Source organism: Lentzea alba (assembly GCF_047445655.1).
Lineage (GTDB): Bacteria > Actinomycetota > Actinomycetes > Mycobacteriales > Pseudonocardiaceae > Lentzea > Lentzea alba_A.
This window is the reverse complement of record NZ_JAJAEG010000012.1, coordinates 242,031-262,302: the sequence shown is the minus strand read 5'-3', so window position 1 is coordinate 262,302 and position 20,272 is coordinate 242,031. Positions and strand designations below refer to the sequence as shown.

Below are 20,272 nucleotides of genomic sequence, written 5' to 3'. Positions count from 1 at the left end.
TGGAGCTGCCACCACAGCGCGTCCGCAGAGGGAAGGAATCCGGGCTTGAGTGTAATAGTCTTCCGCAAGGGGCCTCGCCGGCCCGGACCGGAAATGCCCGAAGGCGAGCTGAGCGTCCAGGAACCGCCGACGCTGCCGGAGATCCAGCGCAGCGCCGGCGCGATCATGATGTACCTGCCGATGGCGTTGTCCTCCACGGCCACCGTGCTGCTGTTCGTGCGGCCGGGTGAGAACGGCGCCTTCAGCTATCTCGCCGCGGGCTTGATGACCGTGTCCTCGATGGCCATGCTCGTCGGCCAGCTCGGCCGCAACGCGGGTGAGCGCAAGCAGAAGCTCAACGACGCCCGCCGCGACTACCTCCGCTATCTCGCGCAGTCCCGCCGCAAGATCCGGGAGGTGGTGGTGAGCCAGCGCGAGGCTCTGACGTGGCGCCACCCCGACCCGGCGACGCTGTGGTCGCTGCCCGGCACGTCACGCATGTGGGAGCGGGAGGCGCACGACGACGACTTCGGCGAGGTCCGCATCGCGCTGGGCCCGCAGCGTCTCGCGTGGCGGTTGAACCCGTTGTCCACCAAGCCGGTGGACGACCTGGAACCGCTGTCCGCGCACGCGTTGCGCCGGTTCATCCACGCCTACGGCACCGTGGGAGACCAGCCGGTGGCCGTGTTCCTCCCGTCGTTCGCCCGGATCCTCATGCGGACCGCGGACGCCGGCGACGACGAGCGGATCAGGGCGCTGGCCCGCTCGATGATCGCCCATCTGGCGCTCTTCCACTCCCCGGCGGACCTGCGGATCGTCGTGGTCGCCGCACCCGAGCGCAGAGGCGCGTGGGAGTGGGTGAAGTGGTTGCCGCACAACCTGCATCCGAACGAGACGGACGGCGCGGGCGAGGCCCGGCTGACCGTCGAGTCGATGCCGGAGCTCGACAACGCGCTGGGCGACGAGTTCGCGGGCAGGCCGGGGTTCGACCCGGACGCCATGCCGGACCGCACCGAACCGTGCCTGATGGTGTTCGTGGACGGTGTCGACGTGCCGCCGACGTCCAGGCTGTCGGGAGACGGTTACCGCAACACCACGGTCATCGACCTCTCGTCCTCGCTGTCCGATCAGGACGATCCGCAGACGCTGCGGATGCGGCTGGAGGACGGCGTGCTGAAACTGATCACGGTCGACCAGCACAACAAGGAGGTCGCGGGCGACCTCGGCCGGCCGGACGGCATCGGGATCAACACTGCCACGGCACTGGCGATGCGGCTCGCCCCGTTCCGGGTGGGCGCGCCGAGGCGGAGCGCCGAGCCGATGGCGGCCAACTTCGACCTCACGGCCCTGCTGGGCATCAAGGACATCCAGACCCACGACGTCGAGGGCGGGTGGTCGGCGCGGCGCCCCGGTGGACGCCTGCGAGTGCCGCTGGGTGTCGGGCCCACCGGGGCACCGGTCGACCTCGACATCAAGGAGTCCGCGCAGGGCGGCATGGGGCCGCACGGCATGCTCATCGGCGCGACCGGCTCCGGCAAGTCGGAGCTGCTGCGCACGATGGTGCTGGCACTGGCGCTCACGCACTCGTCGGAGATCCTCAACTTCGTCCTGGTGGACTTCAAGGGCGGCGCGACGTTCCTCGGTCTGGACGGGCTGCCGCACACCTCGGCGGTGATCACCAACCTGGCCGACGAGGCGGCGCTGGTCGACCGCATGCGCGACGCTCTCAACGGAGAGCTGGTGCGGCGCCAGGAACTTCTGCGCAAGGCGGGCAACTACAGCTCGGCGCTGGACTACGAACGGGCGCGGGCCAACGGTGCGCCGCTCGATCCGCTGCCCACGCTGTTCGTGGTGGTCGACGAGTTCAGCGAGCTGTTGTCGGCGCACCGCGACTTCATGGACCTGTTCATCATGATCGGCCGGCTCGGCCGGTCGCTGGGTGTGCACCTGCTGCTCGCGTCGCAGCGGCTCGACGAGGGGCGCATCCACCAGCTCGAGTCGCACTTGTCCTACCGGATCGGCCTGCGGACGTTCTCCGCCATGGAGAGCCGCGGCGTGCTGGGCGTGCCCGACGCCTACCAGCTGCCGTCCGACCCCGGCAACGGGTTCCTCAAGAGCGGCATCGGGGAACTGACCCGGTTCAAGGCCGCGTACGTGTCCGGACCGCACCGCGTGGCACGCCGCAACGTCGAACAGGCGGTGGTGGCGAAGCAGATCGCGCCGTTCACCGCGAAGTTCACCGTTCGCCGCGACCCGGAGCCGGTTCCGACTCCGGTGGCGGAACCGGAACCGGACAGCTCGGTGCAGAGCCTGCTGGAGCTGGCCGTCGAACGCCTGCGCGACAGCGGTCCCGCCGCGCACCAGGTGTGGCTGCCGCCGCTGGACGCTCCGAACTCGCTCGACGAACTGCTGCCGCCGCTCCAGGTCACCCCGCAGCACGGCCTGTGCGCGGTGGAGTGGCACGGCAGGGGCAAGCTCACCGTGCCGGTCGGCCTGATCGACCGGCCGTTCGACCAGGCTCGTGACCCGCTGCTGGTCGACCTGTCCGGCAGCGCAGGGCACGTCGCCGTCGTCGGTGGTCCGCAGAGCGGCAAGAGCACCGCCCTGCGCACCCTGATCACCGCGCTGGCGCTCACGCACAGCCCGGCCGAGGTCCAGTTCTACTGCCTCGACTTCGGTGGCGGTTCACTCGCCGCCCTGCAGAAGCTGCCGCACGTGGGTGGTGTGACGGGCAGGCTCGACGTCGAGCGCATCCACCGCACCATCGCCGAAGTCACGTCTCTGCTGGCGCGCCGGGAACGGTTCTTCTCCGACCACGGCATCGACTCGATGGCCACCTACCGGCGCAAGCGGGCGGCGGGAGAGTTCCCCGAGGAGCGGCACGGCGACGTCTTCTTCGTGGTGGACGGCTGGGGCACCATCCGCCAGGACTTCATGGACCTGCTGGGCGTGTTCTCCGAACTGGCGGCACGCGGCCTCAACTACGGCATCCACCTGGTGGTCGCCGCGACCCGGTGGAGCGAGATCCTCACCGGCGTGCGCGACCTGCTGGGCACGCAGCTCGAGCTCCGCCTCGGTGACCCCGTCGACTCGGTGATCAACATGCGCGCGGCGGCGGGAGTGCCGAAGATCCCCGGTCGCGGCCTGACCGACCAGAAACTGCACTTCCTCACCGCGCTGCCCTCGATCGACGGCGCGGACCGCGACGTCTCCGACCACCAGGCCGACCTGGTCGACCAGGTGGCCGCGGCCTGGACCGGTCCGTCCGCTCCCCCGGTCAGGATGCTGCCCCCTGTTCTCGACCGGAACGAACTTCCCCTGCCGGACAAGGACATGCGCCTCGCGCTCGGCCTCGACGACCAGCGCCTGGAGCCGCTGTGGCACGACTTCGAGGACACACCGCACCTGGTGGTGGTCGGCGACGTCGAAAGCGGCAAGACGAACGCGCTGCGGCTGGTGATCGACGGCATCACCCAGCGGTACACCCCGCAGGAGGCCCGGATCATCACCGTGGACTACCGCCGCGGGCTGTACGACGCGGTGCCAGAGGAGTACCGGCTGGGCTACGCGGTGGCGGGCGACATCGTGCTCGAACTGGTCGACGGCGTGGCCAGGGCGATGCAGACCCGCATCCCCGGCCCGGACATCACCCCTGCCCGCCTGCGCACCCGCGACTGGTGGACCGGCCCGCAGGTGTTCGTGATCATCGACGACTACGACATGGTGGCGACGGCCGGCAGCATGTTCGACCCGCTGTTCGACCCGCTGGCGCAGGGCAACGCCCTGGGCCTGCACGTGATCGTGGCACGCGGCGCGAACGGGATCAGCCGCGGCTACAACGACCCGCTGCTGCGCCGCCTGGTCGAGGTCAACACCCCGGTGTTGCTGCTGTCCTGCCCGCTGTCGGAGGGCATGGTGTTCGGCGAGGTCAAGCCGCGCACCCTGATCCCCGGCCGGGCGCAGTACGTGACGCGACGCGGGACGACCGTGGTGCAGACCGCGATGTCGGCCCACGAAATGACGCTCAACGCCAGATGACCACCCGTTCCCGGTCGCTGCGGCGCGGCCGGGAACACTCCCGGCGGCCGACCCCCCGCCGCCAGACGGGGCCCCGGACCTGTGGTCCGGGGCCCCGTTTCAGGTTCGAAGGCCGGTGTTGCGGGGTCAGGCGCTTCGGGTCATCCGGGAGGTCGTCGTCCGGGAGGTCGTCGTCCGGGTCAGCTGTCGATCGCCCCGGCACACCACCCACGACGGCATCTAGCTGTCCACGGGCCCAGCACGCCAACCACGACGGCGCCCCCGCGGCACGACCACCGCCACTGCGGCAAGCAGGCAAACGCCGAGCACAACACCACCGGCGACGGTCAACGCGGACCCGCGAACAGCGCCGAAGTCAGGAATTTCCCGCACCACAACGGATTCCCGGCCCACCGAGGAATCACCGCCGCGGTTCAGCCCGGTCGTGAGAGCCGCGAGCGGATCCACGACGGCACTTCCCGGCTGCCGGTAGGCGGTTTCCGTGAGCAGCCGGGACACCTCGGCCGTCGACAGCTCCGGCCGGTAGGCCCGGACGAGCGCGGCGGCCGCGGCGACGTGGGCGGCGGCGAACGCCGGCCCGGCGGCGACGACCTGTCCACCTCCGGGCCCCGCACCCATGACGAGGTTGCCCGGCGCGACAAGGGTTCCGGCGACGGCACCGGCTTCCGGTTTGCCGTCCGGCCCGATGGCGGCGACGGACAGCACCCCGGGGAACGCCGCGGGGTAGTACTTGGCCGGGGCGCCGGACCTCCTCGACCCGGCGTCCGGCCCGGCGGCGGCCACGACCAGCGCGCCGGCCGCGAGAGCACGGTCGACCGACTGGCGGAGAACGGGGGCCTCCTCCGCGGTCACCGCGCCGACGCAGATGATCCGGGCGCCTGCCGCCACCGCCGCGTCGATCCCGGAGGCGATGCCAGCGCCGGTCGCCGCACCGAACTTGTCGGTGCCGCGCGCCACGACGACACGTGAGGCCGGCGCGAGCCCGGCGAACTTGGAGCCCTCCTTGACAGGCGCGGCGATCAGGCTCGCGATGACCGTGCCGTGCCCGACGCAGTCACTGCCCGCGTCGCCGGCGACGTCGGCCGGGGTCGCGGACCTGTCGACGCCGGTGTCCACCACGGCGACGGTCACGCCTTTGCCGGTGCTGAGCGGCCACAGCCGGTCCGCGCCCAGATAGGACAGCTGCCACGGCGCGTCCGGCACCTTCTTGCCCGACGGCGGTGTGCAAGCCTGCCCGGCGCGCAACGCCTGCGGGATCCGGGGAAGATCGTTGTCCTGAGCGGCCGCCACGCCGCCGTTCGCCGCGAGCGTGAGCCCCAGGCACGCTGCCGCCAGGTGTCGCCTCATCGTGAGAGTTGAGCACGGTGCCACGAAGCCCGACAGGCAGAACCACCGGCAGGAAACCACCAAGGCAAACCAAACGGGGACCGCGCCGCGTTGTCCGATGTGGAGCAGTGTGCTCCTCCAACGGACGACGAGGGGAGCGCTCGTGTCACGGCACGTGCTCACAGTGGACCGCGACAACGGCTACCGCACCATTTCCGCCGCCCTGCAGGACGCGCGCAACGGATCTGTGATCTCCGTGCTGCCCGGCCGCTACGACGAGTCGCTCGTCGTGACGAAGGTGGTCACCATCGCGGCGAGCGACCCGCGCGGCAGCGTCGAGATCGTGGCCAGGCAGGGCAGCGTGGTGCGGCTCAACGCGGAGGCCGTGAAGCTGACCGGTCTGGTGTTGCGCGGGCAGCACGAGGAACTTCCCGCGCTCGACGTCGCACGCGGTCAGGCGGCCGTCGAGGACTGCGAGATCATCGGCGCGGCCTGGACCGCCGTGATCGCGCACGGCTCTGGTTCGCTCGCGATGCGCGGCTGCCGGGTGACCAACTCCGCCGGCGCCGGCATCGTCGTGACCTCGTCGTCCGCGAGCACGATCGAGGACTGCGTCGTCGAACACGTCGAGACCTCCGCTGTCGTGATCGCCGACCGCGGCAACCCGGTGGTGCGCGACTGCACGTTGCGGCACGCCAAGGGCAACGGCGTGTGCGCGAACGGCCAGGCGCAGGGCACCATCCAGCACTGCGACATCTCCTCCACCGACCGGCCGGGCATCGCGCTGGAGGAGGACAGCTCGACCAAGGTGATCGACACGACCGTGCGGGACAGCGCGAGCGGGGTGTTCGTGAGCACCCACGCCTCCCCCGTGCTGGAGGAGTGCCGCATCACGAACACCGCCGGCGACGGCATCACCGTGGCCGGCGGGGCGGACCCCGTGCTGCGCCGCTGCCGCACCGCCAAGACGGGCGGATCCGGTGTGCGGGTCACCGGCCGGGCGCGCGGTTCCTTCGAGGAGTGCGAGGTCGCCGACGCGACAGGCGCCGGCATTCATGTCGACGACGCGAGCGGCCCGACGTTCACGCGCACCGTCGTGCGCGGCGGGTCGTCGGCCGGAGTGCTGGTCGCCGGCGGTGCGACGGCCGAGTTCGACCGCCTGGAGGTGCGCGACGTCGCCGGCGACGGGGTCCGCATCGAGTCGGCCGCCAACCCGATGGTGCGCCGCGCGACGCTGGACGGCTGCCAGGCCAACGGCATCGAGGTCACCGGCAACGGCCGCGGCCGGCTGGAGGACTGCGACGTGCGGGAGGCGCGGAAGTCCGGGCTCAGCGTCTCGGAGGGCGGCAGCCCCTACGTCAGCACGCTGCGGGTGTTCCAGTCCGGCGAGGCCGGGGTGCTGATCGGCCCCGGCGGCGTCGGCTCACTGCGGGACTGCGAGATCGGCGAGGCGCGCGGGGACGGTGTGGTCGTGCGCGACGGCGGTGAGCTGATGCTCTCCCGGTCGAAGGTGCGCCGGTCCCGCGGTCACGGTGTGCTGGTCTCGGCCGGTGCGCGGGCGAAGCTCACGAACGACGAGCTGAGCGGCAACACCGGCGACGGCGTGCGGGTCGACTCGACCGACGAGGTGAGCCTGGTGGACTGCGCCGTGTCGGACAACAACGGCAGCGGCCTGCGGGTGACCGTGCCCAGTGCCCGGATCTCGGTGGAGAACCTGTCCAGCAAGGGCAACGGCGCGGCGGACGCCGACGGCAGCACGGCGACCGCGGAGGCCGTGCCGGACCACGCACCGGGAGCAACGCCGCCCGACGGGAACCCCGGTGAGGCGGCACCGCTCGCGAAGCTGGAGGCGCTGGTCGGGCTCACCGCGGTGAAGCACCAGGTGAAGACCCTGGTGAACCTGAACAAGATGGCGCGCCGCCGCCAGGAGGCCGGGCTGGCCGCGCCGCCGACCAGCAGGCACCTGATCTTCGCCGGCCCTCCCGGCACCGGCAAGACGACCGTCGCGCGGCTCTACGGCAGCATCCTCGCCGAGCTCGGTGTGCTGCGCGACGGTCACCTGGTCGAGGTCGCGCGGGCGGACCTGGTCGCGCAGATCGTCGGCGGCACGGCGATCAAGACCACCGAGACCTTCACCAAGGCGCTGGGCGGCGTGCTGTTCATCGACGAGGCGTACACGCTCACCTCGCAGGGCAAGGGCGTTGGGCACGACTTCGGCCGGGAGGCCGTCGACACCCTGGTGAAGCTCATGGAGGACCACCGCGACGACGCGGTGGTGATCGTCGCGGGCTACTCGCCGGAGATGAACGCGTTCCTGCAGTCCAACCCCGGCCTCGCGTCGCGGTTCACGCGCACCATCGAGTTCGAGAACTACACCACCGACGAGCTGGTGACGATCGTCGAGCAGATGTGCTCCAGCCACCAGTACCAGGTGCCGGAGGAGACCAGGAACGCCCTGACCATCCACTTCGGACAGATGGCGCGCGGGGACGACTTCGGCAACGGCCGGACCGCGCGCAAGGTGTTCGAGGAGATGGTGGACCGGCAGGCGTTCCGCCTCGCGAACGAGCCGGACGCGGACGACCAGAGCCTGTCCCTCCTGCTGGCCGCCGACGTGCCGGGAGGCGTCACGCTCGGCGACGACACCGCCCTGGCATCGCTGCGGTCGCGACTGGACGCGATGATCGGCCTGTCCGGCGTGAAGGAGGCGATCAACGACCTGGTGAACCTGATCGCCACCGCACGGCAGCGGCGGCAGGCCGGACTGCCGGTGCCCGCGATCAGCAACCACCTCGTGTTCGCCGGCGCGCCGGGCACCGGCAAGACGACGGTGGCCCGGCTCTACGGAGAGCTGCTCGCCGCTCTCGGCGTGCTGCAGAAGGGTCATCTGGTCGAGGTGGCGCGCGCGGACCTGGTCGGCAGGTACATCGGGCACACCGCGCACCTCACCGCGGAAGCGTTCGAGAACGCGCGCGGCGGCGTGTTGTTCATCGACGAGGCCTACGCCCTGACGCCGGAGAACAGCCACGGCGGCGACTTCGGCCAGGAGGCCGTCGACACGCTCGTGAAGCTGATGGAGGACCACCGCGACGACACCGTTGTCATCGTCGCGGGCTACTCCGCGGAGATGCGGAACTTCCTGAAGTCCAACCCCGGACTGGAGTCCAGGTTCTCCCGGCACATCGAGTTCGAGAACTACAGCACCGACGACCTGGTGACGATCACCCATCGGATGGCCACCACGAACGGGTACGAGTGCACGCCGGAAACCGTTGCCGCGCTGCGGGAGCACTTCGGCGGCGTCGTGCGCGACGCGACGTTCGGCAACGCCCGCTACGCCCGGCAGGTGATGGAGAAGATGATGACCCGCCAGGCGGGACGACTGAGCAGGACGGGCGCGCCGACGGTCGACGACCTGCGCCTCCTGCTGCCTCCGGACCTGCCCTGACCTTTGTCCCGCAAGGCTTGCCGCTGCGTGCCGGGCGGCACGGACGAGCAGGGCCGGCGCACCGGCCTGACCTGCCCCGGCCGTGCCGCGCGACGACCTGCTGCCACCACCGGATCTCCCCCGATCTTGTCCCGCAAGGGTTTGCCACCGGTGGCCAGTCGAGACGGCCGGCACGACGCGCGCCTCCGCTCGTGGCAGGATGTGGCCCTCACATCGATGACATGGTGTCCAGGGTCAGCACCTTGCCGCGGGAGGAGCTCAGCTGCGTGGGTGCGACTGCGTTCGGCGACTTCCTCCGCTTCTACCGGCTGCGTGCCGAGCTGACGCAGGAGGAGCTCGCGGAGCGGACCGGCGTCAGCGTGCGCGCGATCAGCGACATGGAGCGCGGCCGGGCGAGATGTCCTCAGCGGCGGACGGTGGAGTTGCTGGCAGGTGGGCTCGCCCTGCCGGCGGACGAGGCGGCGGAGTTCGCCGAGCTGGCTCGCGCGGGACGGCGACCGGCGCCCGCCGAGGACCACGCCGAGCTTCCCCAGGCAGGTACCGCGTGCATGTTGCCGCCGGTGCTGACCCAGCTCACCGGGCGGGAACAGGAACAGCGGGCGCTGGACGGGTTCGCGCTGGAGGCGGAGTCGTCGGCGAGCTTGCAGGTCACGGTGATCCACGGCCCGCCGGGCGCGGGCAAGACGGCGCTGGCCCTCGATGCGGGGCACCGGCTGGCCGGACGGTTCAGCGGCGGCTGCCTGTTCCTCGACCTGCACGGCATGGACGAGCCGATGCCACCGCACTGCGCGGTGCAACGGCTGCTGCGCGGGTTCGGGGTGGACGAGCGGAGGATCCCCGCGGACCCGGACGAGCGGCTCGCTCTCTACCGGTCGTTGCTGCACCAGCGGCCCGTGCTGATGGTGCTGGACAACGCCGCGAACGAAGCACAGGTCCGGCCCCTGCTGGCCACCAGCCCCGGGTCGATGGTGGTGGTGACGAGCCGCAACACGCTGGTCGGGCTGGACTCGCACCACCGGGTCGACCTGGGCCTCCTCGACGTCGACCGCGCGGTCGAACTGCTCGGCGTGGTCGCCGGTGTGCGACGGGTGGAGGCGGAACCGCAGGCCGCGAGGCGGGTGGCGATGTCGTGCGGCGGCGTGCCGCTGGCGCTGCTGATCGCGGGCAACCGGCTGGCGAGCCGGGCGCAGTGGACGATCGAGCACCTGGCGGACCAGCTCGCCGACGAGGGGCGCCGGCTGTCCGTCCTGACGGCGGGCGACCTGCAGGTGCGGGCCGCGTTCGAGATCTCCTACCACCAGCTGCACCCCGCGGCGGCGACGGTGTTCCGCCGGCTGGCGCTGGTGCCCGGTGACGATGCCTCCGTCGAACTGGCCGCGGTCCTGTCCGGACAGTCGGCCGACCGGGCGGAGACGGCGCTGGAGGAGCTGGCCGACGCCAGCCTGATCGGGCTCGGCGAGACCCCCGGCCGCTACACCAGGCACGACCTGCTGAGGGTGTTCGCCCGGGAACGGCTTGAGCTGGACGAGCAGCCGGAGGATGTGCGTGCCGCCTCGGTGCGAATGCGTGACTGGCTGCTCGCGGTCGCGACGAAGGCCGCTCTGCACTTCGACCACGACCGCGAGGAGGTCACCGCCGAGATCGACGGGCCGGACCCGGTGCGGGACCGCGACTCCGCGAACCGCTGGCTGACCGCCGAGCTGCCGAGCTGGCTCGGGGCACTGCGGACCGCGGCCGCGTGCGGCGAGCACCGGAAGGTGCTGGACCTGGCACAGGCTCTGCACTGGTACTCGGACCTGCGCGGCACCGGAGCGCTGTGGCGCGAGGTGTTCACCGCGGGCGCCGCCGCCGCGAAGGCGCTGGGCGACGTCCGGGCGGAGGCCGAGCAGCTCAACTACGTGACGTGGGCGCTTTACACCCTGTGCGGGAGCCCGGTCGAGGCGCTGGAGACGCACCACCTCGCCGTGGCGGCGGCGAACCAGGTCGGCGACGAGCTGCTGGAGGCGTGGGCCGTGTACTACCGGTCGGCCATCGAACGACGCCTGACCTCACCCCGGGAGGGCGCGCCGTTCGCCAGGAGGGCCATCGAGCTGTTCGAGCGGGTGGGCTACGCGCTCGGCCACAACCTCGCGCTGTCCCTGCTGGGCTCGCTCCTGCACTCGGCGGGCGAGTTCGACGAGGCCGTGGCGGCGAGCCGGCGCAGCGTCGCCCACTTCCGCGCTTCGGCCGCCGCTCCCGGCAACGAGGAGCTGCTGTCGATGGTCCTCTCACGACTCGCCGACAGCCTCGCGGCGTCGGGTGACGTGCCGGCCGCACTGGACCTGCTGGACGAGGCCGAAGCGTTGTTCCGCAAGCACGAGGTGAGCGCCGGGGTGGCGCGCGTGCGGCATCTTCGCGGGCGTGCGCTGATCAAGGCGGGCCGTCTCGCCGAGGCCAGGGAGCACCTGGTGGCCGCGCTGAGGGAGGAGCGCCTGTCCGAGGCCAGGGTGGACACCATGGTCATGCTCGCGGAACTGGCCGACGAGAGCGGCGACACCGCGCAGGCCCGGGAACATCGCGTGCGTGCGCTCGCCGAATGCGGGCGGTACGACACGCCGGAGATCCGTGGCATCGCCTGCCGGCTGGCCGACCAGCTGGGTCTCGCCGTGTCGGAATCGGCCTGACCGCACCGATTCCGGCTCCGGCTACCCGCACTCGGCCGAACCTGGAGATCACGCCGGCACGAGTGCCCAGACCGTCTCGTCGCTGCGCCCACCGTGGAACGGCTGCTGTTCCAGGATCGAGGCGGTGCCGTTGTGGACCTGCCGCACCGCCAGCCCGCTGGCCCGGTTCACCAGTCCGTACCGCAGGTCGGCGCTCCGGACGAGAGCCCACTCCTGTGTGGAGGATGAGCTGTACGGCAGGTTCACGAACAGTTCCGGCAGGACCAGTGAGCGGAGCATCAGGCCCGCAGGGGAATACGAGAAGATGAGGGCCGTTGTCATTCGCGCCTGCATGAACGGCGCGTGCTCCGACTGGAAGTGACAACGGTCAGCTGATCCACAGCGGATCGCCGCGGTCGAAGCCCTCGGGACGGCACCTCGCCGGTTCCGAGTGCTTCACCCGGCCGCTCACCACCCGGCCGCGGTCACCCCGCGGCCTGCCAGTGCCTCAGTCATGGCGATCGTCGCCTTGTGCACACGGGACTTCATCGTTCCCACCGGCACGCCGACCGCCGCGGCCGCGCACTGCCGGGTGGAGTCGAGCCGGTAGACCTGCTCCAGGGCTTGGCGCTGCAACGGCGTCAGCTTCGCCAGGGTCTCGTCGACGAGGCACCGTTCGATGACCTCGTCAGCGAAGTCGGTGTCACCGGGCAACAGGTCGAAGTCGTCGTCACCGAACACGACCGGCCGGGCCTTGTCCCGGCGGGCGAGGTCGACGATCAGGTTGCGCGCCACGGTGAACAGCCACGGCCGTGCCGCGAAGCCTTTCGTCGCCAGCAACGTCTCGCTGTTGCGCCAAGCGCGGAACATGCACTCCTGCACCACGTCCTCCGCGCGGTGCGGATCACCCGGCAGCAGGCGGCGGGTGAACCTCAGCAGCGGCGCGCGGTGCTCGACGTGCAACTCGACCAGGAACGCGTTCACGGAAACGGCCGGGACGCGGTCCGCCGGCACGGTCACGGGGCCCGCATGGGTGGCGGCTGCCCTGGGTGCCACGGTGACCTCCCTACTTCGACGGGTCCATTGGGGATGCCACAAGTTGCAATGCCGGGGGTGCCCACGGCCAGGCACAAGGACCGGCAGAACCTCGGCCGGCCGGGTTCTGCCAGTCCTCCCGCATGGCCGCGGGAGGGCGTCCGGGATTGCATCGGCACTGGAGATTTGGGGAGGTGACGAGGTGATCGACGGCTGCTCCACGACGTTCTTCGCCTTCGCCGAGGAACGTCCGGGCAACGGGTGGCGGCGGCACGTCGGCCGGCAGTGGCCACGGTTCAGGCCCGAGATCGCGGACGACCTGATGGCGGTGTCGTGGCGGATGGCCGTGCTGGACCTGGAGCTCCCCCACCTGGCGCCGATCTGCGCCGAGCTGACCAGGGAGGCTGGACTGCACGACCGCACGCTCTCCGCGCTCCTCACCCACGTGGATCCGCCTCCGGCCGTGGTGGGCGGCAGGCAGGGCACCGCAGGACGAGCGCTGGTGCGCAACCTGGAGCTCGGCCTGGACCGGTACGAGTCGACGCTGTGGCTGAGCAGGCTCGGCTCGCGCCGCGTGCTGGGCACCACCTCGGGCCTGTGGGGCCTGCTGGACGGGATGAACGAGAACGGGCTGGCGGTGTCGCTCACGTCCGGCGCGACACTCCGGCACGACGTGGGCCTCAGCGGGCCGATCCTGGTGCGGCACCTGCTGGAGCAGTGCACCACCGTCGCCGAGGTCGACCTGGCGATGCGTAGCTGGCGAACGGCGACCACGCACGACCTCGCCGTGCTGGACGCGGAAGGCAACCGGACCGCCTACCGCGTGGCGCCGCGCACCCCCACCCGGCGCGGCCTGACCCAGCACTGGGCCACGACGACCGAGGGCGTGGCCGCGATGCGGCGCCCACCCCGCTTCCGGACCGACTACGCCATCGGCGGCGGCACGCTCCACACGGCCGTCTACCGCCCTGCCGAGGGCACGGCGACGTTCCTGTGGCCTGGTGGGTCCAGGACCTGGGGGTTCGACGACTTCGAGCCCGCCGAGATCGTGATCGAGTACGGGCCGGACTGACCCGCGGAGCGGCAGGGTCGCGGCAGATCCACGTGCCCGCTTGGTCCACTGTGGACGGACTGGCCGCCGAGCGGTCCAGCGGACTGGGTGAGGACGGGAGGGATCCCGTCGGCCCGGTGCGCGCGTTCCGCACGCGGCTAGCCCACGGCAGCCACCAGTCGCTTGGCCTGCACGACAGCCTTGCTGGAGCCCTTGCGCGCCGCCACACCGGCAAGTCCGTCGATGTCGCCACCCGGCTTGAGCTGCTGGGCCAGTTCGACGGCGAGCTCGATCAGGTCAGCGACCCTGTTGTGCGTCCACAACCTCGGCAACGCGGCCACCAGGAGGTCCCAGATCTGCCGAGGTGCGCCGGAACGAGCGACGTCGCGCAGGCCCGGCACGATCCGGTTCAGCGCCAGCTCGCCGCGAGAGAGCAGCAGGCCGACCACGACGCCGAGCGCCTTGCCGTCGAGCTGGTCGCGTGCCGCGAGGGTGAGCAGGGCGTCGACGGCGTGGGCGCGGTTGACCGTGAGCTCGGCGCCGAGCCCGTAGGCGAGCGCCAGGTCCATGCCGACGCCGATCGGGCCGTCCGCCTCGGCGAGCATCGGCAGCAGCGGGCCGTCGGACCCCTTCGAGTCACGCCGGTGAGCGAGGTGCGGCACGAAGTGGGCGGCGACGACCTCGCGTTGCGCCGGCAGCACCGCGGGCCACCACTCGATCATCGCGCCCCACTCGTCGTGGCCGTGCCAGAGGTGTTCCGGCTCCAGCAGGCCGGGCGTGGCCGTCACGAGCAGCCGGTGCTCCGTGGTCGAGGCCTGGTAGAAGCTTTCGGGGGTGGTGCGCGTGCGTTCGACCAGCGTGACCACCGGGTCGGTCCGGTCCTGCAGCCACTCGCGCAGCAGCCGTCCCACGTTGCCCTTCAGCGACGCGAACGCCTCGGGGGTCACGTCGCGCGGCAGCCGGTGGTAGGCCTGTTTCAAGTCGCGCGGCCACGGTTCCCAGCCGTCCGCGTCGGCCTTGGCCAGGCGTTCGAGCAGCACGACGGGGTCGAGCAGGCCGGACAGCTCGGTCGGGGTGGAGACCAGGGCCGGGCGCGGCGAGCCGACCAGGCCTTTCGTGATCTCGTGCAGACGTTTGGCGAGCTGTTCGCCGACTGAGCCGGCTTCGGCCCGTTTGAGCTGCTTGAGCCACGTGCGCGCGGACTCCAGCACGGATCCGACCGGGCCGGTCACCCGCGGTCGCGCGGAGGCGTTGGCGATGATCGCCATGAACTCCGACCGTGCATCGCGCTGCGCGTGTTCGGAGTAGTACTTGTAGGCGCCGCGGTTGAGGATCCACGGGTACTTGTCGTAGATCGGCTGGAACGCCTTGGCGATCGCTTCCCGGTCCTGCCAGGCGAACCGGACGATCGCCTCGATGATCCGTTCCGCGGTGACGGCCTCGATGTGGGCGCTGTTGCGGCCGAACAGCGACCGCACCTCGCGCGTCAGCTCGTCGATCGTGGCGATCGGCTCCGGCCACGGTCTGCTGACGAACGGGGCGAGGGTGACAGCGTCGTCCCTCGTCGTCGTGGCGCCGAGCTGTGCCGCGAGGTCGGCGGGCAGCTGTTCGGCCAGCGCCAGGACCTCGGCGGGGTCGCTGATCTTCGTCAGGTGCTTGGCCACCAGCTTGACCGCCTGGCCGCGCAGGTCGTCGGACTCGTGCGCGAACAGTTCGGCGGCGGTCAGCACCACTTCGCCGGGGTTCGTCCTCGCGTGCTTGCCGAGCCAGGTCAGCTGGGCGCGGATCAGCTTCTTCTCGGTGCGTCCGAAGACCCAGCGGCTCGCGTCGCACAACAGATCGAGGTCGAGCTTTCCCGCCTCGTCCAGCCGCTTCAGCTGGTTCTGGGCGAGCGTGGCGACGGTCGAGCGCGAGTCGGGCAGCATCGCGACGTAGTCCCGCGCGTGATCGGCCATCTCGTCCATCGTCACCTGCAGAACTTCGTGCAGCGCGAGGAAACCTTCCATCTCCCTCGCGCCGCCGCCCTGCTGGAGCCGGGCGAGACAGCCGTCGAGGAGGACGGTGCGATCTGCCCGGTCGCGCAGCAGCAACCGCCACTCGCGGACGTTCGCGAAGATCACGCCCGAGCCCACGACCTCCAGCATGCGAGGAATCAGCACCTCGAAGGCGGGCGGGAAGTTCACGTGCCCGCCGCGTTCCATGAAGTGCAGCAGGAAGCCGTCGGTGTCCGGTGGGTTGTCGCCGCAGAACGCGACGATCACCCTGAGCAGGTCCTGCCGCCGCGTCTCGCGGGTCGGCATCTTGGCCGCCAGCCGCGTGACGAGGTCGGGCAGCCACGGGAGGTCGCGGTGCCGCAGCAGACCGATCACCAGGGCGATCCCGTCCTCCGGGCTCGTCCGGTGGTACCAGATCTGGTATCTGATGAGCCACGGCGCGAGCGTCGAGGCGTTCGGCAGCAGTCCGGCACCGGCGATCGCGAGCGCCTCGCGGTGGTGCCAGCTGTTGTCGCCCGCGCGATGCTGCTTCTCGTACGCGACAAGCTCTTTCGCGAGACCCTTGCGTTCCTGCGGGCTGAGCGGTTCGAGCGCTCGCGCCAGGGCGCCGTGCAGGTCCGCCTCGATCAGCGCCCGGATGTGGTCGAACGTCACGCCTTGCTCCTGACCATGTCCACTGCCAGCACGTGCTTGCACTTGCCACGCCCGCCCCGGTACTCGGCCCACCACTGGCAGGTGCACGCGTTGCCGCTCACCCGGTGTTCACCGACCAAGGCGGTGTCGCCGTCCCAGCTGACCGCATTCTGCTCCACGAGTGCTTTCGCGTTGCGCAGCCTCGGGTTCATCGCCTGGACGTCCGTGCCCTCGTACGGCAGTTCGCGGTGGAAGTACGAGGCCTCCGCCAGGTCGTAGCCCACTCGCCCGGCCGTGCCGAGCTGTGCCAGTGCGTCCCTGACCCGTTGAGTGGTGAGCCCGGATCGTTCGGCGAGATCAGCGATGTCCACCCGTGGCTCGAAGTCGAGGAGGGCGCCGACGAGCTCGGCGTCGGTGTCCGCGTCTCCGGCGGCCAGGCCGTCGAGGACCGCACCCTCACCGGACAGGCCGCGGTTGACCTCCGGCGAGAGTGTGAGCGTCAGTCGTTGGGCGCCGAGGTCGATCTCCCAGCCGCTCGCGACCGGCTTGCCGTCGGCAGGCGGGCCGTAGAGGCGCACGGCTTTCGCGAAGCGCAGCAACGGGATGAGGGTTTCGAGACGGTTCGGGCCGGCGAGGCACACCGCGTTGGCCGAGGCCGTTCCGCTGAGCCGCAGCGACCTGCCGGACGGGACCGCCCACACTGCCGCGCGGCCCTTGGGCAGCGTCTTGAGGAACCGCTGCGCGTCCGCCGGGGAGAGCTCGGCTTTCAGGTCGAACCGCGAGGTCAGCACCTGGGTCTCGGCGAAGCCGCGCAACCAGCGGGGCGGCAGCGGCACCTTCTTCTCCACGACCGCGCCGTCGAGCGTGCCGAACTCGACCTGGTCCGGCCCGACGGTCAGGTGCAGCGGATCACCTTTGGTGACACGGGCGAGCGCGCGTCGAAGCGGTTCGTTGACGTCGACGTTGGTGGTGCCGCGGTCGTGCACCTCTCCGTCGAGCGCGTCGGAGAGCACGTCGAGCCGGGCGTAGACGCCGCAGCAGCCGGAGAACGACTCGAAGCGCAGCCGGTCGCCGTTGCAGGTGACGACGGGGTCGCGCAGCCGCTCGTTGGTCGGCTGGAAGTACCGCGCGCCGGCGACCTTCGCGATGGCGAGCAGGGCCGTGGCGGCCTGCTGCGAGTCACCGAGGAACCCGGTGAAGAAGCGCGGGTTCGGCGCCCGGCCGCCCGACGTCTGCAGGCCGAGGGCGCGCTTGGACTCGTCGAGACGCGAGTCCGCCACGTACGCGTACGAGTGCATCGGCACACTCTAGGGAACACACGTTCGACGTGCGGCGAAACGATCGAACCAGGTACGGGCGGAGGTAGGTCGACGAGGTGGAGTGGGAGATCCCCTGCGACACCGCGACCGTGCCGTGGATCGGCAAGCGCTCGACGCGGGCCGAGGTCCGCGCGTTCTACGCCGAGGACGTGCCGAAGTACCTGACGCCGAACCGCTTCGACGTCGACGCCACGCTGATCTCCGGCGAGTTGGCTGGTCGCTCAGGCCGTTCAGAGGTAGCGGCGCAGCAGGTCCTCCTCGGTCTCCCTCCGCACGATCGGCCTTGCCACGCCGTCGTTGACCGCGATGATCGGCGGGCGGCAGACCTGGTTGTAGTTCGAGGCCAACGCGTGGTGGTAGGCACCCGTCGCGGGCATCGCGAGCACGTCGCCCGCGTGCACGTCCGCTGGCAGCACGCCTTCCGCCAGCACGTCACCGGCCTCGCAGTGCCGTCCGACCACGGTGCACGGCTGGAGCTTGCCGCCGCGGCCGATCAGGCGGACCGCGTACTTGGCGCCGTACAGCGCGGGGCGCGGGTTGTCGCTCATGCCGCCGTCGACGGCCACGAAGGTTCGGTTTTCGCCGTGCTTGACCGCGCAGACCCGGTACAGCGTGACGCCGGCGTTCGCGACGATCGACCGTCCCGGCTCGATCAGGATTCGCGGGACGGGGACGCGGTGCAGCGCGCACTCGTAGTTGAGGGTGCCGCGGACCCGTTGTGCGAAGCCGAACAGGTCGAAGGTTGATTCCGTTGGCAGGTAGGGCGCGCAGAAGCCGCCGCCCAGGTCGAGCTGCTCGATGCGGACACCGCATTTCGCGATCAGGTCGACCATGCGCCGCACGGTCTCCTCGTAGGACGCGACGTGCCTGACCTGCGACCCGATGTGACAGTGCAGGCCGACGAGCCTGAGCGACGGCTGCTCGGCCACCCGCAGGATCGCCTCCAGGGCGGCGCCGGTTTTCAGTGAGAAGCCGAACTTCTGGTCCTCCACACCGGTCGCGATGGCCGCGTGGGTGTGCGCGTCGACGCCGGGCGTCACGCGGATCATGACTTCCTGGCCGTGCGTCGCCAGGGCGCCGAGCTGGGCGATCTCGTCGAACGAGTCGACCACGATCCGCGAGACGCCGTACTCCAGCGCGGCTTTGAGGTCTTCGCTGGTCTTCACGTTGCCGTGCATGACGATTCGCTTCGCCGGGAAGCCGGCTGTGCGGGCCAGCGCGAGCTCACCCGCGGAGGAGACGTCCAGCGACAGGCCTTCCTGCGCCATCCACCGGTAGACCTCGGGGCACGGCAACGACTTCCCCGCGAACACGACCTCGGCTTCCGGCAGCGCTATTGCGAACGCTCGGGCGCGACTGCGGACCGTTGCCTCGTCCAGCACCTGGCACGGCGTGCCGAACCGGGCCGCGAGCCGCGTGGCGGGGATTCCACCGATGACGAGGTCCGCGCCGGACAGGTGCGTTCCGTCCGGCCACAGACCCTCTTCCAGCACCGGCTCGGTGGAGCATCCGATGCTGGGCAGCAACTCCGCGAGTGTCATGACTCGATTGCACGCTCGCTGGACCTGGGTTCCCAGGGCTCGGACGAGACTCTGACACGCTGGGCGCCCACCTTGACGCGATCCTGACGATCTCGGTGGCGGTCGCCACACTCCGCCCTGGCTCAGTGCAGGCAGCACCCCAGCGGCGTCGCCGGTGCCTCGACCGACTCCCGCGCGGCTTCCTCGATCTCCGCCGGCTTCCCCAGCCAAGACAACAGATCTCGGCGCGTCAGATCCCCCACTGCCCCACCTTCCCCCGAAGTGTCCGCCTTCGACGCTACCGATCAGGGCGAGGTGGAGCAGTGGGGCTGACCCCAAGGATCTACGGCCGGGTCCACACCGCCACGTAGTCGACGGCCATCGAACGCCCCGGCACCGTCTGCGGAACCGGGGTCCCGCGCCCGGCCACGCCGTTCGGGAACGCGCCGCCCATCGCCACGTTCAGCAGGATGAAGTAGCCCTGGTGCGAGGTCATGTTGTTCCACGACGTCGCGTCCATCTGGTTCTGCCGCACGACGTGGTACTGCTGACCGTCGACGTACCAGCGCAACTGGTTCGGGCTGACCGAACGATCCCACTCGAAGCGGTAGGTGTGGAACGCCGACTGGCACGACGAACCAGGGCACGCACGCGACGCGCCGAGGCCGTTCGTCTCGTTGCACGGCCCGCCGGGGTTCACGCCGCAGTGCAGCACGCCCCAGACGCTGTTGATGCCGTTGACGTTCTCCATGACGTCGAACTCGCCGATGCTCGGCCAGTTCCAGTAGTTGCCGCGGTACGGCGCGCCCAACGCCCAGAACGCCGGCCAGTAGCCCAGCGCGGCGGTACCGGTGACGTTCGGCATCTGGATGCGGCCCTCGATGCGCAGGACGCCGCCCGCGGGTGCCTTGAAGTTCGAGCGGCGGGTCTCGATGCGGGCCGAGGTCCACTCGCCGTTGGCGGCGCGCAGCGGGACGATCCGCAGGTTGCCGGTGCCGTCGAGGCGCAGGTTGGCGCGGTCGTTGGTGTAGCGCTGGATCTCGCCGGTGCCCCAGTTGCCGGGGCCGCCGGGGTAGCCGTGCCCGGTGTCGACGATCCAGTTGTTGGCGTTCGGGGCGGAGTTGTTGGGGCCGTTGAAATCGTCCGACCAGGCCAGCGTCCAGCCGGGCGGGGTGGGCGGGACCGCTGCCTGGGCGACGCCGGAGAGCGGCAGGACCAGCAACAGCCCGAGCAGGGCGTACCGCAGTTTTCGAGCCACGACGATGACCTCTCTGTCACGATCGTGCG

11 protein-coding genes are annotated in these 20,272 nt (G+C 71.0%); 4 read left to right on the top strand and 7 right to left on the bottom strand.

Going from position 1 to position 20,272, the window contains the following annotated elements; all coding sequences use genetic code 11:
• The first annotated feature begins 45 nt into the window (after positions 1–45).
• On the top strand, positions 46–4,017 hold the full coding sequence (gene eccCa / locus LFM09_RS21800; RefSeq protein ID WP_414098363.1) for a type VII secretion protein EccCa: 3,972 nt from the start codon (positions 46–48) through the stop codon (positions 4,015–4,017).
• A gap of 219 nt (positions 4,018–4,236) precedes the next feature.
• Here eccCa and LFM09_RS21795 read toward each other — a convergent pair whose 3' ends face one another.
• Entirely contained in the window at positions 4,237–5,364 is a 1,128-nt protein-coding gene (locus LFM09_RS21795) for a S8 family serine peptidase (protein ID WP_414098362.1), read from the bottom strand.
• Positions 5,365–5,506: 142 nt separating this feature from the next.
• On the opposite strand from LFM09_RS21795, the gene LFM09_RS21790 reads away from it, so the two are divergent.
• Together LFM09_RS21790 and LFM09_RS21785 are read left to right on the top strand one after the other, a co-directional pair.
• Positions 5,507–8,791 (top strand): right-handed parallel beta-helix repeat-containing protein, encoded by a 3,285-nt coding sequence (locus tag LFM09_RS21790; RefSeq protein ID WP_414098361.1) that lies wholly within the window; start codon positions 5,507–5,509, stop codon positions 8,789–8,791.
• 266 nt (positions 8,792–9,057) lie between these two features.
• Complete coding sequence (locus LFM09_RS21785) at positions 9,058–11,454, top strand: ATP-binding protein (RefSeq protein ID WP_414098360.1); 2,397 nt, start codon at positions 9,058–9,060, stop codon at positions 11,452–11,454.
• A gap of 48 nt (positions 11,455–11,502) precedes the next feature.
• Here the strand turns inward: LFM09_RS21785 and LFM09_RS21780 are convergent, their stop codons facing one another.
• Both LFM09_RS21780 and LFM09_RS21775 read right to left on the bottom strand, forming a co-directional pair.
• Positions 11,503–11,775 (bottom strand): RICIN domain-containing protein, encoded by a 273-nt coding sequence (locus tag LFM09_RS21780; protein ID WP_414098359.1) that lies wholly within the window; start codon positions 11,773–11,775, stop codon positions 11,503–11,505.
• 126 nt (positions 11,776–11,901) lie between these two features.
• Positions 11,902–12,489, bottom strand: a complete 588-nt coding sequence (locus tag LFM09_RS21775; RefSeq protein WP_414098358.1) for a sigma-70 family RNA polymerase sigma factor — start codon at positions 12,487–12,489, stop codon at positions 11,902–11,904.
• A 181-nt stretch (positions 12,490–12,670) separates the two neighbouring features.
• Between LFM09_RS21775 and LFM09_RS21770 the strand changes: the two genes are divergently transcribed.
• Positions 12,671–13,540, top strand: coding sequence for a carcinine hydrolase/isopenicillin-N N-acyltransferase family protein (locus LFM09_RS21770; protein ID WP_414098357.1), 870 nt, complete (start codon positions 12,671–12,673; stop codon positions 13,538–13,540).
• 137 nt (positions 13,541–13,677) lie between these two features.
• Here LFM09_RS21770 and LFM09_RS21765 read toward each other — a convergent pair whose 3' ends face one another.
• The 4 genes from LFM09_RS21765 to LFM09_RS21750 form a co-directional block, all read right to left on the bottom strand.
• Positions 13,678–16,167 carry a DUF6493 family protein gene (locus LFM09_RS21765; protein ID WP_414098356.1) on the bottom strand — a complete coding sequence of 830 codons (2,490 nt, stop codon included), beginning with the start codon at positions 16,165–16,167 and terminating at the stop codon, positions 13,678–13,680.
• Positions 16,164–17,444, bottom strand: a complete 1,281-nt coding sequence (locus LFM09_RS21760) for an SWIM zinc finger family protein (protein WP_414098355.1) — start codon at positions 17,442–17,444, stop codon at positions 16,164–16,166. Before LFM09_RS21760 ends, LFM09_RS21765 begins: the two co-directional genes overlap by 4 nt.
• A 251-nt stretch (positions 17,445–17,695) precedes the next feature.
• Entirely contained in the window at positions 17,696–19,006 is a 1,311-nt protein-coding gene (gene lysA, locus LFM09_RS21755) for a diaminopimelate decarboxylase (RefSeq protein ID WP_414098354.1), read from the bottom strand.
• 322 nt (positions 19,007–19,328) lie between these two features.
• Complete coding sequence (locus tag LFM09_RS21750) at positions 19,329–20,243, bottom strand: glycoside hydrolase family 16 protein (RefSeq protein WP_414098353.1); 915 nt, start codon at positions 20,241–20,243, stop codon at positions 19,329–19,331.
• Between the last annotated feature and the right edge of the window lie 29 nt (positions 20,244–20,272).